Below are 16,349 nucleotides of genomic sequence, written 5' to 3'. Positions count from 1 at the left end.
GAAGCTCGCCGGCCGGGATGTCGTCGGCGGTGCCGCCACAGCAACCAGCAGTCGGGAGACAACTGCGGTACTCATCGTGGAGCCGACTCCTGCCTGCGGACGGTCCGCTCGGACACGACAGTACGTCGCGTTTGTTCCTTCGTATTATGCATGCCGGAAACGGGCGGCTTCGGCAAGCTCGGTGGTCTTGTGTGATTGGCCCGGAGGCAGGTTGTCGTGGTGGTCGTGACCAGGGCGGAGTGAAGATAGGAGACGGCCCGGGATATGCACTCCAGAGGAGCGAAACCCCAGCTCACCGGAGGTGAAGGAGGGCATTCGCGTTCTCGGGCTCGGGTGGGACCCGGGCGACGTCCACAAAGGCCCGCCGCTTCGGCTAGTGCGAGCCGCCGGGTCGGCTTGGCGCGGGGGCCGCCAGCCGCTCGAGACGCTCCCGGTGAGCCGGTGCCAGACGTAGCTCGGCCGCGGCGACGTTCTCCTCGAGATGGTCGGGTCGTGCCGTCCCAGGAATCGGCAGGATCACCGGCGACCGGTGCAGCAGCCACGCCAGCGCCACCTGCGCCGCGGTGGCACCCAGCTCATCCGCAATCGCGGCGACCTCGGCGGTGTCGCCGGACGCGGCCCCCGGGGCCACCGCCGCCCCCAGCGGCCGCCACGGCAGAAACGCGATCCCCGCCGCTGCGCAGGCCGCCAGCACCGGCTCGTGCTCCCGGTCGACCACGCCGTAACGGTTCTGCACGCTCACGATCTCGACGCTCTCCCGCGCCCGCGCGAGCTCGGCCGCGCTCACCTCGGACAGGCCGATCCGGCCCACCTTGCCCGCGTCTCTCAGTTCCCGCAGCGTGCCAAGCTGATCGGCGACAGGTACCTCGGGATCGACGCGGTGCAGCTGCAACAGCTCGATCCGGTCCATCCGAAGCCGGCGCAGAGCCTGCTCCACCTGGTCGCGCAGGACCTCCGGCCGGCCATCCAGCCGCCACTCGCCCTCCGGGCCCGTCTGCGCGACACCCACCTTCGTCGTGATCAGCAGGTCGTCCGGATAGGGATACAGGGCTTCGGTGAGAAGCTGCTCGTTCGCGCCACCGCCATACAGAAAAGCGGTGTCGATCAGTGTCACCCCCAGCTCGACGGCCCGGCGGACCACGGCGATCGACTGCTCGCGATCGGCGCCCGGCTCGGTCGGCAGCCGCATCGCCCCGAACCCGAGCCGGCTCACCGCAAGATCCCCACCGATACGGAACGTGGTCGAATCCATCCGCTGACGTCCCTCCGCTCACGTAGATGGTAGGCGGCTCCGTCCGGCCACCCCGTACCCGTGACCGGACGGATGAGTACGCCGTGTCCTCATCGCCGCGGCCGACACTTTGGTGCTATTGCGGGCGGACGTTGCCGGCGGCGCGCAGCGCCCGGGGCCGGCCGTGGCCGTGTCGGTTCCTCACGCCGCGCGGGATCGCCTGCGGGGGTGGGCGCAGGGGCGCTGAGCTGGGAGGTTGTCGGCCGCCTGCGAGCTGCCAGGGTCGTGCCGCACGACCGGACTCGCCGGTCCTGGCGGGCTGGGACGGTGCGCGGAGCAGGTGCGCCCGGATCTGGCGTCGTCGCGGTATGGGCAAAAGGCGGCGGAATTGTTAGGGTCCGAAACCTACTCGCTGGTAGTACCAGCGGGTAACAAAATGGGGGGTGCTGCCCGGCGTGGGAAGTGATCACGACAGAACGTGCTGCTCGCAGTGGTGGCCATCCCCCCGCAGGAAGCCCTCTCCGAACATTCCGCCGTCAGGCACCGGAACCACCGGACCGGTCGGTGGACCTCGCTGGCGCTCAATTCCGGTCGGGTCACCACCGGGAGACCCCGAACGCTTTCGCCGGCCGTCCCGGTGCACGTCTGTGCCCTTCCCCCCGCTCTGGTGACGACCCCTGGTGCGTAGCCGTTCCCTGGAGAAAGAAGGTTGATCGGCATGTGGCAGAAGTTATCCGGCCGCGGTTCACGACCGCGGAGATCAATCGGATCGATCATCGTGACGCTGGCACTCGTGATACCCGCGGCGATCGTCCCTGTCGCGATCAGTGCGGCCCCGGCCGCTGCGGCCGCGGCCGCCGGCGAAGGACCCGCCGGGGACGCCTTCTACACCCCGCCGTCACCACTGCCCGCCGGTGCGCCCGGTGACGTGATCTGGTACCGCAAGAAGAGCGACGTCAACAACGCCAGTGTCTACCTGGTTCTGTATCTTTCGCAGGACGCCCAGGGGAGACCGAACGCGGTCTCCGGAACCATCTTCGTTCCCAAGGGCAGAAGCCCGGTCGGTATGCCCATCGTCGCGGTCGCCTCGGGTTCGGTCGGTCTGGGTGACCAGTGCGCCCCGTCGAAGAACCCCCTCGTCAGCGCCGCCCAGAACCAGGGATTCGTCGACCAGGCACTGCAGCGCGGCTGGGCCGTGGCGATGAGCGACTACGAAGGGCTCGGCACCCCCGGAGTCCACACCTACGTGGTCGGTCGCTCCGAGGGCCACGCCGTCCTCGACGCCGTCCGCGCCGCCCAGCGGCTGCCCGCCACCGGCCTGAGCACCGCCAACCCCGTCGGCCTGCTCGGCTACTCGCAGGGCGGCGGCGCGGCCGCGTGGGCCGGCGAACTCCAGCCGACCTATGCCCCGGAACTGAACCTGCGGGCCATCTCGGCCGGTGGTGTTCCCGCCGACCTGCTGGCCGTTGCCGGACAGCTCGACGGCGGCATCGGTTTCGCGGTCCTGGCGATGGCCGCCTCGGGACTCAACGCGGCCTACCCCGAACTGAACCTGGACGGCTATCTCAACAACGCCGGCAGGACCTTCTTCGGCAACCTCTCCACCTCCTGCATCGAAAGCCTCATCGCGTACCCGTTCCGGAAAATCAGCGACTACACGACCACCAACCCGCTGAACACGCCCGCCTGGATCGCCCGCATCAACGAGCAGAAACTCGGCTCCGTCCCACCGAAGGTGCCGACCTTCCTTTATCATGCCTGGCCGATCGACGAACTGGTCGCCCGCCCCCAGGCCGAGGCGTTGAAGAACACCTACTGCGCGGCCGGCGCACCCATACGCTGGCGAAGCTACCTGGGTGAACACGCCACCACCATCTTCACCGCCCAGGGCGACGCCATCGGATTCCTCGCCGACCGATTCGCCGGCAAACCCTTCACCCGCTCCTGCTGACCTGACGGACCGAGCGGCCGCCCGGCCGCCCACCCGTCCCCACCGTCATCGGCGACAGTGGGGACGGGTGGCCTGCGGCGGGCGGTGCCGGCTCGTGGGAGCGCCGCTCTTCCCGCCTCGCACTGGTGGTCTGGACGGGGGGCTTACTCATGCCCATCTGGTGTACCTACAGCCACGGGTGGTGGTGCCAGCGGACCCAGGCTGTTGTTCCAGCAGTCGGTGCCGCTCGGCGGCATACCACGGATTACGTACTTGCACGTGACGAACGTGTCGTATTCGACGTCGGTGCCCGGCTGTCGGGTCGTCGGATTATCGCCGTCTGGCAGGGTCTTTCGCCCGAGGTCGATCCTCATGACCACCAGCTGTTTGGAGTCGGCGACCTGGGTGGCACGGAAATCAACGGTTCCGGTCACGCCGCTGTACTCCTTGGAACGGAGCTCGCGCATGATGACGAGTATGTCCGTTTCTCCGGTGGCGTCCACCGCGTCGACCATCATCTTGGCGGCGTCGTACGCCAACGCCACCCGTTCGTCGGCACCGTAGGCCTGCGGCTCCTCGATGCCCGTGAGCGTGTACATCGATCGCAGCCGGTTACAGAACTGCGGTAGCTCATCGCCGAATACGAGGGCCACTGTACCAACCCGACGTTTCTCCTCCAGTACGCCGTCTGAGCAGTCTTTTCGGGCGAGTACGGCCACGGCGCCCTTCGAGACGTACCGAAATATGACATTCTGACTGCTCGCGCCGGCGTTCTCGATGACGTATCTGGTGACCGAGTCGTCAGCAAGGACCAAAGAACCGTTCATGCTCGACCCCTGAACGGTGTCGAGGCAGGATTTCATCCCGGCTACGAAGTCCTTGAAATCCTCGTGTCGACCARCATAGAAGATTAGATCCCTCGCATCCATGGAGCCGCATTCTTCCTGAAACCAGGATTTCAGTGCCCCGGACCGACATGAGGGCGGATCCCAGCCGCGCAGGTTGAGCTCGGGGGCCCGAGCTCCGTCGGACGAGCCTGTTGAGGTCGCGGGGAATTCGTCCTGCAGGTCCCGTACCAGCGTGTAGACATAATGATCATCAATATCGGGCAGGACGCCGTCATCATTGCCGCACGACCCCTTCGGATAGTGGACGGTCACCTTCATCCGCTGGGTTCTGATCGCGTACATCCTGACGAGCAGGGCCTGCCGTCGATTCTGGGGGACAATCTGCAGGTAGTACGGAGAGAGGTCCGCCAGGCCGTCGCTGGAAAGCGTCGTGGCGATCACCGGGATTCTGGCCTTGCCCAGGTCGGTGATGGCCTCCCTGGTCTCGCGGACGCTGCGGTCCATGCCGATGACACCCACGACCTTCTCGTCGGGTCTGCCCGCGAACGGGATCAGATGCTTTTTCGCCACCCGGTCCGCGAACCGCATGTCGGATCCGCCGTTGGCAATGACCACCCGGACAACGGGCCCACTCTGCTCCGTCCCCGATGAAATTTCGTCCGTGGACGGACGGCAGGCGGGATCCTTTGCGTTGGGAACGGCGTTCTGATGGCGTTGGAGGGTTAGCACGCCCTGCAGCTCACCGACCTGCGCCGCGGACCAGTTCGCCTGGGCTTCGCTAGATGCACTGAGCGCGGCGAAGTAGACCAGAGTGACGAAGTCGCGAGTGATCGTGGCCTGACGGCGGAGGATGTTCGCGCATTCGTTCTGCCTGAATATCGCTGCCTGGACGGCGCGCAGCTGGTCGCCCGAACGGGCATCACCGTCGAGGTCCTCGAAGGCGAAGGGGCCGCCGGTGAGGCCGACGCACTCGCCGTCGATCCAGGATACGGAGACACCGTCCGTCGTGGACCAGCACCCATGACGAAGACCAGGCGTGGCGATCCATGCCACGGTTCCGGCGAGCATCAGCAGGACCAGGGTGAGCGACCACAGAACCCACCTGCGAGCACCGAGCGGCCAGGGCGGCGGTGGCATCGCGCGCCGCCATCCTGTGGCCGCGAGGGGCAGTGCGGGCTGCGGCGGAACCGGGGGCCTGCGACCGGACAGGGGGATCCTCAGCGGCAGCCACCAGCTCTCCACCGGTCGGGGGCCGGGGGTCGGCAGCGCCGCCCAGACCTCGTAGGCGTCGTCGGCGTCGGCGGCAGGGCGCGGCAGCTGCCAGTTTCCAAGACGCGGCCCGACCGCCCGGTCCGAATCTTCGTCGATCGCCCACGCGGCGGTGATCCGGGTTGCCTCGTCCTCCGAACTGCTGGCGACAACCACCAGGGGGTCGTTCTCCCCGGTCGCGTTACGTACGTCACCAAGAAGTGTGACCAGGTCGACGCCTCCGTTGTCAACGGTGACGTTCTCAAGGAGCACCAAAATATTGGCTGTCCGTCGCCAGGCCCGGATTCGCCAGGGCCTGCGACGATAGGCGAGGCGGAGGTCCTGTAGGAATGCGTTGAGTAGCAACCAGTCAATCTGGTGTCGCTTACTGTCATTGTTATCCTGATTGGCGCAGATACGCTGGGCGAAGCCGATGAAACTGTCCGCCCGCATGTCCGGAAGGTGTCGCTGCTGCCGCAGGAGCCATCGGGGTTGGCCGAAGCCGGGAATCAGGCCTCGCATCCACAGTCTGAGGCGAATCTCCGGAGTGGCCAGTACCAGCAGGTACAACAGGGCTCGAGCAATACCCGGGGTGCTGTCAATAATCTGGTTTTGTTCGCGAGGGTCCCTGAAACCCGCCCATTTTCGCAGCTCGTTCTTCAGTATCCTGTCCACCGGTTCGTCTGACCCGGCGAGTTCCAGCTTGGTCAGCCGTTGGGCGAGTGTGAAATGACGGAAGCGAATCACTGTGACGCCGAATCCGTCGATACACAGTTCCTTGAAAATCGCCGACACAAAAGACTCGACCCGCGACGCCTGGTCGGACGCCGTCGTCCCCGCGGCGGCGTCGCTCGGAACGAGAACGTGCGKAATTCTGCGGTTACCCCGCCCCTGGCGCAGCCGAAACCTCAGCCTCTTCAGCCACGGGCCGTCGCCCGATGCCCGTATCAGACAGATGGCGGGAAGCGGGGCGGCCCGGCGAGTTCGCGTCGACAGTTCATGTATCAGTCGGAGGAGAGTACCTACGCCCGCGAAGTACGGAACGTCCTCCTCGCCCTCGCCCTCGCCATTCAGCCCCGCCACGTTCGTCCTTTCATCGGGTGTCCCGCGGCATCGTTGCCCGGTTGTCGACGATGAGGACCATAGCCGATGTTCTCCACATGACCGATGCGCCCCCTTGTAACTGCGCCCGCAACTACTTCGCCTCATGCCGTGTGACCGCTGTCGGCACGATGCACCCGGACCAGCTGCTGGCTTATCAGCAAAAGTAGCGGGCCGCGCCCCCTCTCGGGCCAGGCGCCGAGATCCACTGCCAATGCCGTCTGGCTCGCCCTCGCTACAGTCACCCCAACCTGCCTCGCGTCGCTGACACCCCTGCGTCCGCCTTCCACGCCCGTGCCTGCGGCGCCACCATCCGCACCAACCGCCTCGGGTGGCCCGGGAGGTCAGGCGCGGCGTTACGCCGGCTGTGGGGGCAGGTCCGTTCTGCCGAGTGAGGGAGGTGCGTCATCGCTGCGGAGATGGTCACCCCAGACCGGATGCACCAGCAGATCGCAGCCGAACAGTACGACTCCTGGTCCACCGAGCGGTGCACGGTCGACGAGGTCGACGACGCATCTGGTCGAGACGTGGAAGCTCTCGACTGATCCGCAGTTCGTGGAGAAGGTCCGTGACGTGGCGGGGGTCTATCTCGACCGCCGGAGAAAGCGACCGTTCTCTGCGTGGACGAAAAAGCCAGATTCAGGCGCTGGACCGCACTGCGCCGGTGCTGCCGCTGATGCCCGGCACGCCCGCGCGGATGACCACGACTACGTCCGCAACTGCACGACCAGTCTGTTTACCGCGCTTGACCCGACGTCAGGATCAGTGACCGCCCAGCATTTCAGGTGCCACACCATCAGGAGTTCCTCCGTTTCCTCAAGCTGATCGACTTTTCGGTCCCGAAGGGTTACGACCTGCGCCTGATCCTGGACAACTACGCCACGCGCAAGACTCCGGCGGTGAAGAAGTGGCTGCTCAGCCACTCGCGGTTCCACCTGTACTTCACCCCGACCTGGTCGTCGTGGATGAATCTGGTCGAGCGCTGGTTCGCCGAACTGACCCRTCGGAGACTCCGCCGTTCGACGCACCGGTCCGTCGCCGAACTCGAAGCGGCATCCGMAAGTGGGCCAACGCATGGGACAAGGACCCGAAGCCGTTCATCTGGACGAAGACCACCGACGAGATCCTCGAGACCCTCGCCGCCTACTGCGAACGAATTAACGACTCGGAACGCTAGGGCTTCACGCGGACGTCAAGGTCGACTCGAAACCCGAAACCGGGGAACTTGGGGGAGTAGCGGCCCGCGATCCGCCGAGTCACCGCAGCTCATGTTCGCAGCGGCGTTCGATCGCCAGGCCCCACCGGCGGCGGAAGGTGCCGTTTCCGCAGACCACGCAGGGCACGAGGGTTTCGAGGTTGCCCGTGCCGTGCGCGAACGTCGCCTCCTCATCGGGGTCGTAGCGGATGAGCGTCAGCCTGCCGGTTCTGGCTCGCCGCGCCAGTTCCAGGTGCCGGCGGGCGGTGCCCTGCGGCGGGGCGGCCGGGCGTTCCCCGTCGTCGACGGTCGTCTGGCCGGCTTCGTAGGCGGCGCGATCGGTCCTGGAGAGGAGAATCCGGTACTTGCCATAGGCGACGGGGGCCAGTTCGCCGGCGGGTATCTGTTCGGCGATGTCGCCCATGGTCATGGGTCTCGGACGAGGCTGCGGGCGCAGTCCGGGTCCGGTACCGGGGCCGGTGTCGCGGACCCAGGTGAGGCGGCGGATACCGAGCATCGTGAGGTCCTGGGGATGGCGGGCGGCGAGGACCTCGGGGATGTCGGTGGTGAACCGCAGCTCGGGCACCCGGTCGTCGAGAATGACACCGGGGCCGGCGTTCCACACGGCGGTGACACCTCGCGCGGCCGCGTCCCGGGTCCGTTTGATGTGGTTCTTCTTCTGGGTGAGCTGTACGTGGGTGGAAGTCGGCTGTGGGGCGTCGGCGATGAGCAGGCCGGGGGACCTTCCGCGGCTGCCGTGGCCGCGTTCGTGGGCGGCAACCTGCCAGCCGACGTGGTCGTACACCCTGGTCCAGACGTCGAGCAGCGCGCTGTGCCGGGCACGGTCCGGTGGGGCGACGGTGTGGTCGCCGCGGCCTCCTTCGCCGCGGAAGTGGGAGGCGTAGCGGGTTCCGGTGGCCCGATAGGTCTTGAGGATGACCGGCGCGCCCTCGCACTGGGGGAACAGGCAGCGGGCGGTGGGGGCGTGGCGGCGGGAGGTCTGGGCGGCGGCGCGGTCCCACAGTTCCAGGCCGTCGGGTCGGCCGAGGGTGGGGTCGGCGAGGTCGAGCCGTTCACCGGTGGCGAGTTGGATGACGCGGAACCTGCCGGGTGGGATCTCGTCGAGGTCGACCACGTGTACGGCCTCCGATCTGTCACGCAGTGGCGCGGAGCGCTCGTCCCAGCGTGACCGACGGAGGTGCCCCAGGTCCGGTGATTTCGGAGGCGGACCGGCTGAGCCGCCAGCTCCGTCGGCCGTCGGGGGTCGCAGGCGCCGCGCACGCTGTCAAACTCACCAGACCGTCGGGCGGGTGAACGGGCCGATCCGCGCGCTGCTCTCCTGGCCAGCGTCAACCACTCCGGTGACAGCGACTCCACCGGCATGGTCTGTGGGAGTCTGCTCGGCGCGGTGTACGGGGAGCACGTCCTGCCCACCGACTGGCTTGCCGCTCTGGAGGGCACCGATCTGATCGGCGAGCTCGCCGACGACATCGTCCGTGAGCTGGTCGACCCGCCCACCGAGCCCGACGCGTGGGGCGGCGCCATCACGGAGTGGTTCGACCGCTACCCCGGCAGCTGACCGGCCCGACATGATCTCCACGGCGGTCTTCAGGCTGGGTCTCGGGGATGGGTGAACGCGGGAGTGGTGTCGTCGGAACCGCGCCAGAGGTAAGTGGTGAGGCGCTGGCCGTGTTCCCGTTCCTCGTGGGGATTGGCGGGCAGAGGCCAGCGGAGCTGGGTGTAGAGCAGAGTGCGGTGCTGGTCGTAGGCGGCTTCGAGCAGATCACCGAAGACCTGGGCGCGTGCCGGGACGACGAAAACGATCGTGACCGTGGCTACCGCGATTCCRAGCGGAACGGCCAGGATGCTGAAGGGCGCAAACACGCAGAAGAGAATTCCCCAGATCGCGACACAGGTGGCGCTGTCGAGGGACATTCGTGCCGCACGAATGTCCGCGCGGGCATTGTCGGGGAGGGCAGGCCAGAGTCGAGGCCAGAGGACGACGGTGTCCAGGCCGTATTTGTTCAGGGGGCGGCGTTCGGCGGCTCGCAGAATGTTCCCGATCGCGGTGGGCAGGAAATAGCCGGGGGTCGCCGGTGACGGACACCGCCGCAGGCGGCGTTCTAGGCGGGTGTAGTCAGCCACCTCCTTGCTGGTGGGGGTGGCCGGGGGATGTACGTGTGCATACACGGTCTGCCAGGCGGCGCTGTCGCGCGCGGCACGGGTGACGAGACGCTGGATGAGGCGGCGTCGCACCGGCTCGGTCCACCCCGGCCAGTAGCCTTCCAGCAGCCGCAGTGCGGGGGTTGCCAGCTGGCTGACGATGACTCCTGACGCGCCGACGGTGAGCAGCACCACCAGGATCACGGCAAGTTGGGTGGGTGCGGTCTGCTGGTCCAGCCACCGGGAGGGGGTGGACAGCGCGTGCACGCCGCCCTGCCCGAACGTCCAGGTGGCAAGTCCACCGAGCCAGAAGATCAGCGCCGGGATGGAGACGGCTGCTGCTCGCTCGGCGAGCTTGCCGCCGACGGCCTGCCAGAACGCGCCGAGCATCTCAGCCGCGGATCAGTGTGACGTGGTGTGTTGCGCACTGGGGGACGGGCTCGGCGACGTCTCTTCGGTACCAGGCGTAGTCGTGGCTGCTGTGCGGGCAGACGTAGCGATCGGCGGTGACGGGACTGGGATCCCCTGCTGGTCCGGCGTCGACGTAGTGACGCTCATCGCGGGGCTGTTCGTAGGGCGGCCGGTAGTGCGGGGCGTCGGCGAGGACTTCGGCGAGGAACCATCGGGTGCCGGGGTGGAGGTCCAGCAGGTCGCGGAGCCGGGGCTCGCGTTCTGACCGCTCGGTGTCGCCGGTGAGCTCCGCGRCCAGCCGCAGGTCCAGGCCGGCGGCGAGCGGACCGAGCAGGTCGGCGAGGTAGGGGCGGATCGCCCGCRCTGCTTCCCACACGCCGTCGTCGCCGTCCATGCCGAGGCCCCCTGCTGTCGCTGTCGTCGGTCCTGCCGGTGTCATCGTCATCGGTGCTGGTGGAGGTCCGGGGTCAGGCCCCGGAATGGACATGGGACGCCCACATCGACGGATAGCCAGGCCAGAAGTCGCGGAGCGCACGGGTTGCCGTGTGGACGGCGCCGGCGACGTCTCCGTCCGAGGCGAGGGACGCGTAGATGCTTTCCGCGACGGCGACGGCGCCCTTGTCCGCGATGGGCCAGAGGGTGGCGATGACATGCCGGTAGCCGGCGAGCTGGAATGCCGACGCCAGGTGGATGGCCTCGTCGGGAAGCTGGTTCCCCGGACATGCGGTCTCGCAGGCGGACAGAAAGGCAAGCTCCGCATGGTCGAGTCGGAGCCGGGCGATGTCGACGGTGGTCAACGGCCCGTCATACAGGTACAGGCGGCTGTTCGACGGATCATCCGCCTCAGCAGTGCCGTGACAGGCGAAGTGCGCCCACTGCGCGGTGGGCAGCGTGGCGAGCACCGCGTCGAGGGTTACCTCGGGCCCGGCGAGAACCTCGACTCGGCCGGGGAACTTCTGCCGCAGCTCGGCGGCCTCAGCCCGCGCGCCAGGAAGGTCCGTGGGAATGCCCGGGGTCTGCGGCATCGCCACCACCAGAACCCGTCCGCCGTCGAGCGTGATCCTGCCGCCCTGTTCGCCTGTGCCACTGGTGCCGAACCGTCGGCGGACGTCCGCCGGGCCGCTCCTGCGGGCATGGGCCAGGGCCTGCACCGTCGGAGTGTACGAGGAGATCACCCGGTCGATGAGCGTGGCCGGGGCGGGGTCGAACCGGCTCGAGTGATGGCCGGCGGCGTGGATGGGGAGGAACGACAGCAGGCTGGAGACGCACCACCACAGCCGCGGTCGTTCCTCCCCAAGGGGCTCGGTGATGCCCAGCCGGTCAAGCACCGGAGCGGCGAGGGCATCCCACAGCCAACCGAGGACGTCCGCCAGCTGCCGCTCCCCGGTGCCCTTCCGGCGGTCGTCGAGCGCGTCCAGGAACGTGAGGACCTGCTCGTGGATCGTCAGCGGTTCCAGGCCGGGCAACGGCACAGCGTCGACGCCGCCCTCGGTCACGATCAGTGCGCAGGATCCGAACGAGGAGACCGCCACGATGACGATCGGGCCGCCGGCGGCCACCGCCAGGAGGTCCGCCACCGGCGGTGGCCGCAGGAATCCATCAAACCCGGGCAGCTCGCGGATCTCGGCGATCAGCTGGTCGAACGCCGCCGCCGTGTTCCGCCGCGCCGGTGCCGGGCGACCGCCGGGTTCGTCGGCCTGGTCGAGGCTGGCGCGCAGCACCGTGAAGCGACGGGCGATGCCGGGGTGTCGTTCGGCGAGGGCGGTCAGGTCGGTGCGGGTGTCCAGGGCCTGCCTCAGCAGGACACCTCGCCCCTGCTCGAACAGTTCCACCGCCCGTTCGGGGCGGCCGGCGCGTACGCAACATGCCGCCGCGTCCGCACCGAGTGTTCCCGGCTCGGCCAGCAGGTGTTCCTGGTCGCCGCGGTCCAGACCGCGGGGCGCGAGCCGCCCCAGCAGGTCGACCGCAGCCTCGTGCCCGGCCAACGCATCCTGCCACCGCTGCTCGGCGCCGGCGATGAGCCCCCAACTGCGCGCGGCGGACATCCGTATCCGCGGCGGTGCCGCCTGGACGTCCACAGCTGCTCGAAGCGCATCGAGCGCGGTGTCCAGATCTGCTGGATCATGGGACTGCCCGAACCGGTTCCACATCGCGCTGGCGAACTCGGACAGTATCCAGGCGCGGTCCGGGCGGTCGGAAGGAGTGATCTTCACCGCGGTCCGCAGGTGGCCGATCGCCGTCTCCAGATCGGCGGGGTCATCCGTCCGCGTGAACCGGAACCGTAGCGCGCCGCCGAGATTGGCCAGCATCGCCCCGTGGTCCGGGCGGCCGGCGGAAGTGACGTCCACTGCCGTCTGGAAAGCGGCGACGGCCGCGTCGTGGTCGGCGGGATCGTCGGTCTGGGCGAACCGGATCTGTAGCGCGCTGCCGAGGTTGGCCAGCATCATGCCGCGCCTGCGGTGGCCGGCGGGGATGAGGTCTGGCGCCGCCTGGAGGTTCGTGACAGCGGCGTTCAGATCCGCAGGGTCGCCCGTCCRCTGGAACCGGGACAGCAGCGCGGTGCCGAGGTTGAGCAGCATCCCGGCACGGTCGGCATGGTGGGTGGGAAGGACATCGGTGGATGTCTGGAGGGCGTCGATCGCGGTGTTCAGGTCGGTGAGATCTCCGACCTGCTGGAACCTGATCCGCAATGTGAGGCCGAAGTTGGACAGGCACCGAGCACGGTCGGACGGGTCGGACAGAGTGGACGGGGCGGCGTCGACGGCTGTCCGAAGCAGGCTGACCGCCGCTTCCAGATCCGCCGGGTCGCCGGCGTGCTCGAACCGGAGACGTAGCGCGTTACCGAGGATCGACCGGTTCATGGTGTCGCCGGCCGGATCGGTGCCGGGGAACTCGCCGCGGGCCCGCCTGGCGGCGATCAGGTCGTCCAGGGCCGCGAAATCCCCCGTCTCTTCATATCGGGTATCCAACGCGTTGCTGAACGACGACAGCATCCTGACCCGGTCGGGATGCGTGGGGGGAGTGTGGTCCACAGCCGCCCGCAGACAGGCGACGGCGGCGTCCAGGTCCGCCAGGTCTTCGGTCAGCTCGTACAGGTCCCGCAGGGCATTGCCGAGGCTGGCCTGGCACCTGGCGTGGAGACGATGACCCGGCGGGGCGTTGCCCGCCGCCGTCCGGTGGGCGGTGACGGCGGCGTCCAGCTGCGTGACATCGTTGGTCTGCCCGTACTGGAGGTGCAGGGCAGTGCCGAGGTTCGACATCCGGCCGGCGTACCTCGGGTCGTCGGCGGGGGTGAGGCCGACGACCGCCGTCAGAGTGGTGGTGGCGGCGGCCAGGTCCGCGACGTCGAGGGTCCGCCAACCCTGAAGCATCAGTGCGGCCCCGAGATTGGCAAGCAGCATGACGCGGTTGGGATCTGCGTGGGGTGTGGCGTCCACGCCTGCCCGCAGCAGGGTGATGGCCGCTTCCAGATCCGCTGGATCCACCGAGTCACCGGCGGATTCGAAGCGGGCCATCAGCGCGGCCCCCCAGCTGGAGAGCATCAGGACACGGTTGGGATCTGTGACGGGCGTTGCCTCCACGGCTGCCCGCAACACATTCACCGCCGCCGCCAGATCCACTGGGTCGGCGGCGTGTTCGAACCGGGCCACCAGCGAGACGCCGAGGTTGTACTGCGTCAGACCACGGGCAGAATGGTCTGCAGGGAGGGCATCGAGCACCCGGCGGAGCAGGTCGACCACAGTATCCAGCTCGGCCCGATTGCCGGTCTGCCTGAAGTCGTCCAGGAGCTCGTTGGCGCGCTGAACCCAGGCGTTGATCAGGCCGCCCCCTGCGTGGAGCTCCTCTTCGAAGTAGGCGCGGGCGCCCTGCGGAACCGCGCGAGGTCTCCGTCTGTATACCGGGGCGAGTAAAGTTATCGCCGCAGTGAAATCCGCCTCGCCGTCATCCGGGCCGAGGGCGAGGAAACGCCTCCAGTGCACCATCCCCGCCGCCTGGGACACCTCGAGGYCTGTGCTCGGATCAGTGATCGTCGCCAGCAGAGCAGCTACGTCGTCGAGGGCATCTCGACTCAGTACTATCGACGGATCATGATTGCGGGAGGACTGCCGTAACCGCCTCCGCACCTGCCTGAGCAGACGCCTCCGGTACAGCATCTCTCTGCCTCCCGGTGTCGGTTCCGATGTCATCTCTGACGGCAGATCCGACAGTCACTCCGGGCATGCTAGCCAATGAACTGACTCCGATGTCCGGCAATGCTTCGATCCAGAGGAATGATGACACAGCACATGTACCGCGTCTAACCTCGGTCTCATGTGCGTCGGCTCCGGACTGTTTGGTGCCGGTGAGGCACGCCCCGAGCAGATATTGTGCCGGTCGGGATCGGCGGCCCAGCGGGAGAAATGGGTGTGCTGGCCGGCTTCGGCGATGCGGGCCAGATAGGGGCCGACTGCCCGGTTGAGGTCGGCATCGGTGGGGTGGCCGGTGCGGGCGCGCATGGTGACTGTAGATGCGCGTCGCGGACACCTGCCGGGCCGGTCCGGTGTCTCTCGCCGGGGACGCCGCGCACGTCATGCCCCCGTTCGCGGCCAACGGCGCCAACACCGGGATCGCAGGTGCGCACAACCTGGCCTGGAAGCTCGCCGCGCTCCTCCGCGGCCAGGCCAGCGAGGCGTTGCTCGACAGCTACGACACCGAGCGGCGCCCCGCCGGCTGGTTCACCGCCGACCAGTCCACCCACTACACCCAGCAGATCCTGGACCGCTCCGCGCCCGACCCCACGCTCGCGCATCCCTACGTGCTCGACGCCGGCGGCTTTCAGTACACCGCGGGCGCCCTCATCCCACGGGTCGGCCCGGACGGCGATCCCGAGCCGACCACCCGCTTCGACCCCTGCGGACGGGTCGGTACCCGCATCCCGCATCGCTGGCTGGACGTCGGGCACACCCGATCGACGATCGATCTCGCCGGGCCGGGCCGGGCCATTCTCACCCGCCACCGACTGCCATCACTCCCGCGCCGGGCGGGTGATCCGCACATCGATGTCCACCAGGCCGACGACGTCGCTTTTCGCGACCAGGACGAACTCGTCCTCCTGCGGCCCACATCATCGCCTGGCGAGGAACCAGCCTCCACGACGCACTCCACTCCCTGCACACCATCCTCAAGCCAGGTCAGCGGCCATGCTGATGTGCCGGGAGGGGACGTTCACGACCTGGTTCGAACGGCTGGACCTTCCGCGGCGTAACCCGTACGGGTTCCTCACCACGGTCGCCGGCGGTATCCAGGCCGCACATCGGCCTGGGTCGGTCGCCGACCCGGGCCGATGCCAGGGTCAGGCGAAGCGGCGGACGAACTCCAGCGAGGTCTGTGCGACCTCCCGCCAGCCGTTGTCGATGGTGATCGCGTGTCCTCGGCCGGGAATCTCCACGAACTCCGTGACTCCCGGGTTGTCCTTCTGCTGGCGGTAGACGGCCGACGAGATCGCCTTCGGGACCGTGTGGTCGCGCTCGCCGCCGATGATCAGCAGGGGGCCACGGTCGGGGCTGTCGGTGTCGACCTTCGCCTCCGTCCACGGGTTGATGTTGGCGGTCGCGGCCTGGAACAGCGGCGCGCCCGGGGCGGGGACGGCGTAGGTCTCGTACAGCTCCTTCGCCTCCTCCTCGCTGACGGCGTTCGCGAAGGCGTAGTGGAACTGCTCGAAGGTGAGCGGCACGGCCCGGTGCCGGTTGGCGGGATTACCCAGCACCGGGGCGGAGGCGCGCAGCGCCGAGATCGGCAGCGGCAGCACCCCCCGGAACGGTGCGGGAGAGATCGCCACGGAGACGGCGGCGAGGCCGCGCCCGGCGATGATGTTCGTCAGGAGCCCGCCGAACGAGTGCCCGATCACGGCCGGCTTCGTCGTCAGCCTGCTGATCACCGCCCCGAAGTGGTCGGCGACCTGGCCGATGGTCTTGTTGGCGAACACCTCCGGGTGCGCCTTGGCCTCCTCGACCGTCTCCGGGTCGTCCGGCCAGCCAGGGAGCACCGGCGCGTAGCCGTTCTCCTCGAACAGGGCGGCCCAGCGGTCCCAGCTGCTCGGCAGCAGCCACAGCCCGTGGATGAACACCACAGGCATGCGGCCCGAGGCGTTCGCCCGCTCGATCTGCGCGACCGTGGACTCGGGGAGGACGGGCTCGGACTGGGACATGCTTCTCCTTCGTCGGTGGTGCGGCGGTCCACCCG

11 protein-coding genes and 1 pseudogene are annotated in these 16,349 nt (G+C 68.3%); 5 read left to right on the top strand and 7 right to left on the bottom strand.

Features of this window, described 5'->3' with window-relative positions; genetic code table 11:
* Window positions 1–373: 373 nt before the first annotated feature.
* Complete coding sequence (locus tag CC117_RS07680) at window positions 374–1,252, bottom strand: aldo/keto reductase (RefSeq protein ID WP_071083033.1); 879 nt, start codon at window positions 1,250–1,252, stop codon at window positions 374–376.
* Between the two features lie 697 nt (window positions 1,253–1,949).
* On the opposite strand from CC117_RS07680, the gene CC117_RS07675 reads away from it, so the two are divergent.
* Complete coding sequence (locus CC117_RS07675; RefSeq protein WP_116287724.1) at window positions 1,950–3,182, top strand: lipase family protein; 1,233 nt, start codon at window positions 1,950–1,952, stop codon at window positions 3,180–3,182.
* Between the two features lie 143 nt (window positions 3,183–3,325).
* Here the strand turns inward: CC117_RS07675 and CC117_RS07670 are convergent, their stop codons facing one another.
* A complete protein-coding gene (locus tag CC117_RS07670; protein ID WP_131803032.1) occupies window positions 3,326–6,052 on the bottom strand; it encodes a type 1 periplasmic-binding domain-containing protein in 2,727 nt (908 codons plus the stop codon).
* Between the two features lie 725 nt (window positions 6,053–6,777).
* Between CC117_RS07670 and CC117_RS39765 the strand changes: the two genes are divergently transcribed.
* The gene (locus CC117_RS39765) at window positions 6,778–6,903 is read left to right on the top strand and encodes a hypothetical protein (protein WP_256385361.1); all 126 of its coding nucleotides are present in this window, start codon (window positions 6,778–6,780) and stop codon (window positions 6,901–6,903) included.
* Window positions 6,872–7,535: pseudogene (locus tag CC117_RS34360) on the top strand (IS630 family transposase); the annotation flags it as partial. The gene CC117_RS39765 and the pseudogene CC117_RS34360, both read left to right, overlap by 32 nt.
* A gap of 79 nt (window positions 7,536–7,614) precedes the next feature.
* Here CC117_RS34360 and CC117_RS07665 read toward each other — a convergent pair.
* Window positions 7,615–8,688 carry a hypothetical protein gene (locus tag CC117_RS07665; protein WP_071083030.1) on the bottom strand — a complete coding sequence of 358 codons (1,074 nt, stop codon included), beginning with the start codon at window positions 8,686–8,688 and terminating at the stop codon, window positions 7,615–7,617.
* Between the two features lie 147 nt (window positions 8,689–8,835).
* On the opposite strand from CC117_RS07665, the gene CC117_RS07660 reads away from it, so the two are divergent.
* Window positions 8,836–9,132: an ADP-ribosylglycohydrolase family protein gene (locus tag CC117_RS07660; protein ID WP_084131706.1), complete on the top strand. Its 297-nt coding sequence runs from the start codon at window positions 8,836–8,838 to the stop codon at window positions 9,130–9,132.
* Window positions 9,133–9,161: 29 nt separating this feature from the next.
* Here the strand turns inward: CC117_RS07660 and CC117_RS07655 are convergent, their stop codons facing one another.
* The 3 genes from CC117_RS07655 to CC117_RS07645 all read right to left on the bottom strand — a co-directional run bounded on the left by CC117_RS07655 (window position 9,162) and on the right by CC117_RS07645 (window position 14,110).
* On the bottom strand, window positions 9,162–10,106 hold the full coding sequence (locus CC117_RS07655) for a hypothetical protein (RefSeq protein WP_071083028.1): 945 nt from the start codon (window positions 10,104–10,106) through the stop codon (window positions 9,162–9,164).
* Between the two features lies 1 nt (window position 10,107).
* Window positions 10,108–10,521, bottom strand: a complete 414-nt coding sequence (locus tag CC117_RS07650; RefSeq protein WP_071083027.1) for a hypothetical protein — start codon at window positions 10,519–10,521, stop codon at window positions 10,108–10,110.
* Window positions 10,522–10,594: 73 nt separating this feature from the next.
* Complete coding sequence (locus CC117_RS07645; RefSeq protein ID WP_241829917.1) at window positions 10,595–14,110, bottom strand: CHAT domain-containing protein; 3,516 nt, start codon at window positions 14,108–14,110, stop codon at window positions 10,595–10,597.
* A gap of 524 nt (window positions 14,111–14,634) precedes the next feature.
* On the opposite strand from CC117_RS07645, the gene CC117_RS07640 reads away from it, so the two are divergent.
* A complete protein-coding gene (locus tag CC117_RS07640; protein WP_071083026.1) occupies window positions 14,635–15,372 on the top strand; it encodes an FAD-dependent monooxygenase in 738 nt (245 codons plus the stop codon).
* A gap of 87 nt (window positions 15,373–15,459) precedes the next feature.
* Here the strand turns inward: CC117_RS07640 and CC117_RS07635 are convergent, their stop codons facing one another.
* Window positions 15,460–16,314 carry an alpha/beta hydrolase gene (locus CC117_RS07635; protein WP_071083025.1) on the bottom strand — a complete coding sequence of 285 codons (855 nt, stop codon included), beginning with the start codon at window positions 16,312–16,314 and terminating at the stop codon, window positions 15,460–15,462.
* Window positions 16,315–16,349: the final 35 nt, after the last annotated feature.

The organism is Parafrankia colletiae (assembly GCF_001854655.1).
GTDB lineage: Bacteria > Actinomycetota > Actinomycetes > Frankiales > Frankiaceae > Parafrankia > Parafrankia colletiae.
This window is presented reverse-complemented; position numbering and strand designations above follow the sequence as displayed.

What these genes read in the sequence shown, in the direction of transcription:
- CC117_RS07680 (WP_071083033.1), bottom strand. Translation starts at nt 1,252, where the DNA reads ATGGATTCGACCACGTTCCGTATCGGTGGGGATCTTGCGGTGAGCCGG.
- CC117_RS07675 (WP_116287724.1), top strand. Translation starts at nt 1,950, where the DNA reads ATGTGGCAGAAGTTATCCGGCCGCGGTTCACGACCGCGGAGATCAATC.
- CC117_RS39765 (WP_256385361.1), top strand. Translation starts at nt 6,778, where the DNA reads ATGGTCACCCCAGACCGGATGCACCAGCAGATCGCAGCCGAACAGTAC.
- CC117_RS07640 (WP_071083026.1), top strand. Translation starts at nt 14,635, where the DNA reads ATGCGCGTCGCGGACACCTGCCGGGCCGGTCCGGTGTCTCTCGCCGGG.
- CC117_RS07635 (WP_071083025.1), bottom strand. Translation starts at nt 16,314, where the DNA reads ATGTCCCAGTCCGAGCCCGTCCTCCCCGAGTCCACGGTCGCGCAGATC.